Origin of the sequence: Pseudomonas tumuqii, from assembly GCF_013184545.1 — a bacterium.
GTDB lineage: Bacteria > Pseudomonadota > Gammaproteobacteria > Pseudomonadales > Pseudomonadaceae > Aquipseudomonas > Aquipseudomonas tumuqii.
In genome coordinates this window covers 1-2,409 of the sequence record NZ_JAAOJA010000042.1, presented here as the reverse complement: position 1 = coordinate 2,409, position 2,409 = coordinate 1, and the positions used below count along the sequence as shown (strand labels likewise).

At 66.1% G+C, this 2,409-nt stretch carries 3 protein-coding genes; all 3 read right to left on the bottom strand.

The window, feature by feature from the left end:
• On the bottom strand, positions 1-731 hold a 731-nt coding region (locus tag G9C89_RS25715), incomplete at its 3' end, for a biotin carboxylase N-terminal domain-containing protein (protein ID WP_172153353.1).
• Between the two features lie 85 nt (positions 732-816).
• Positions 817-1,614 carry a gamma-carboxygeranoyl-CoA hydratase gene (locus G9C89_RS25710; protein ID WP_172153351.1) on the bottom strand — a complete coding sequence of 266 codons (798 nt, stop codon included), beginning with the start codon at positions 1,612-1,614 and terminating at the stop codon, positions 817-819.
• A 57-nt stretch (positions 1,615-1,671) separates the two neighbouring features.
• Positions 1,672-2,409, bottom strand: a 738-nt coding sequence (locus G9C89_RS25705; RefSeq protein ID WP_315852850.1) for a carboxyl transferase domain-containing protein, incomplete at its 5' end; no start/stop codon positions are given.

The window sequence follows — 2,409 nt, the reverse complement described above, 5'->3', positions numbered from 1 at the left end:
TCGACCACCTTCTGGTGGCGGCGCTGGATCGAGCAGTCGCGTTCGTTGAGGTACAGGCAGTGGCCGTGCTGGTCGGCAAACACCTGGATCTCCACGTGGCGCGGCTTGAGTACGTATTTCTCGACCAGCATGCGTGAATCGCCGAACGAGGATTGCGCCTCGCGCTGGGCGCTGGCCAGGGCCTCGGCCAGTTCGCTTTCGCGTTCGACCACCTTCATGCCCTTGCCGCCACCGCCGGCGGTGGCCTTGAGCAGTACCGGGTAGCCGATGACGTCGGCGGCGGCGCGGAAGGTCTCGATATCCTGGGCCTCGCCGTGGTAACCGGGCACCAGGGGCACGCCGGCGGCCTCCATCAGCGCCTTGGCGGCGGATTTGCTGCCCATGGCGTCGATGGCGCTGGCGGGCGGGCCGAGGAACAGCAGGCCGGCCTGTTCAATGGCGCGGGCGAAACCGGCGTTCTCCGAGAGGAAGCCATAGCCCGGGTGGATGGCCTGGGCGCCGCTGGCCTTGGCCGCGTTGAGCAGGGCGTCGATACGCAGGTAGCTGTCGGCCGGCTTGGCGCCGCCCAGGTCGATGGCCATGTCCGCCTCGCGCACGTGGCGGGCGTTACGGTCGATGGCGCTGTGCACCGCCACGCTCTTGATGCCCATGGCCTTGGCCGTGCGCATGACGCGGCAGGCGATTTCGCCGCGGTTGGCGATCAGCAGGGTGTCGATGTGCGTGAGGCTCATGCTTGTTGCTCCTGCCAGAGGGATTGGCGTTTATCGAGCCAGCTACCGCACTGAACGGTATGGAGCACTAGATCGCGAGGAATAGTCATTGTTGCTCCTGCCAGCTGGGTTTGCGTTTATCGAGGAACGCGCGCAAGCCTTCCTGGCCTTCGGCGCTGACGCGGATGCGGGCGATGGCGTTTTCGGTGTAACGGCGCAGGGCCGGGGTGAGCACGCCGCTGGCGACTTCCTTGAGCAGGTCCTTGCTCGCCTGCATGGCCTGCGGGCTGTTGAGCAGCAGGTTGGCGACCCAGTCGTTGACGGCGTCGTCCAGCGCCTCGGCCGGGTAGCTCTCGGCAAACAGGCCCAGTTCACGGGCCCGCTCGCCGCTGAAACGCTCGGCGGTCAGGGCATAGCGGCGCGCCGCGCGTTCGCCGATGGCCTGCACGACGAAGGGGCTGATTACCGCCGGGGCCAGGCCGATGCGCACCTCCGACAGGCACAGCTGGGCATCAATGGCACCAATCGCCATGTCGCAGCAACTGATCAGACCCAGGGCACCGCCGAAGGCCGCACCCTGGACCACGGCCAGGGTCGGGATCTTCAGCTGGTAGAGGTTGTGCATCAGCTCGGCCAATTCGCGCGAATCGGCCAGGTTGGCGCTGTAGTCGAGGGTCGCCGCGTGCTGCATCCAGGCCAGGTCGGCGCCGGCGGAGAAGTGCTTGCCGCGGCCACGCAGCAGCAAGAAGCGCAGGGATTTGTCGGTCATCACCGCGTCGAGGGCGAGGATCAGCTCGCGGATCATCGCGGCGTTGAAGGCGTTGTTCTTGTCGGCGCGATTCAGCCAGAGAGTGGCGAAACCGCGTGGGTCTGTTTCCAGTTGGATGGTGCTGAAGTCGGTCATATCGATTCCGTAGGGTGCGCCGTGCGCACCAATACATTGAACAATGGTGTGCGCGGCCTACATGCGGAACACGCCAAAGCTGGTCGGCTCGATCGGCGCATTGAGGCTGGCGGACAGCGCCAAGCCGAGCACCTCGCGGGTCTGCGCCGGGTCTATGACGCCGTCGTCCCATAGCCGTGCGCTGGAGTAGTAGGGGTGACCCTGGCGCTCGTACTGTTCGAGGATCGGCTGCTTGAGTTTGCCCTCGTCCTCGGCGGAGAAGCGCTGCCCGGCGCGTTCGGCCTGTTCGTGCTTGACCTGGACCAGCACGCCGGCGGCCTGTTCGGCGCCCATCACGCCGATCCGCGCGTTCGGCCACATCCACAGGAAGCGTGGATCGTAGGCGCGGCCGCACATGCCGTAGTTGCCTGCGCCGAAGCTGCCGCCGATGATCACGGTGAATTTCGGCACCTTGGCGCAGGCCACCGCGTTGACCAGCTTGGCGCCGTGTTTGGCGATGCCGCCGGCCTCGTACTTCTGCCCGACCATAAAGCCGGTGATGTTCTGCAGGAACAGCAGGGGGATGCCGCGCTGGCAGGCCAGCTCGATGAAATGCGCGCCTTTCTGCGCCGACTCGGCGAACAGGATGCCGTTATTGGCGAGAATGGCGATCGGGTAGCCCTGGATATGCGCAAAGCCGCAGACCAGGGTGGCACCGAACAGCGCCTTGAACTCGTCGAAGACTGAGCCGTCGACGATACGGGCGATCACCTCGCGTACATCGAAGGGCTGCTTGGCGTCGGCCGGGATCACCCC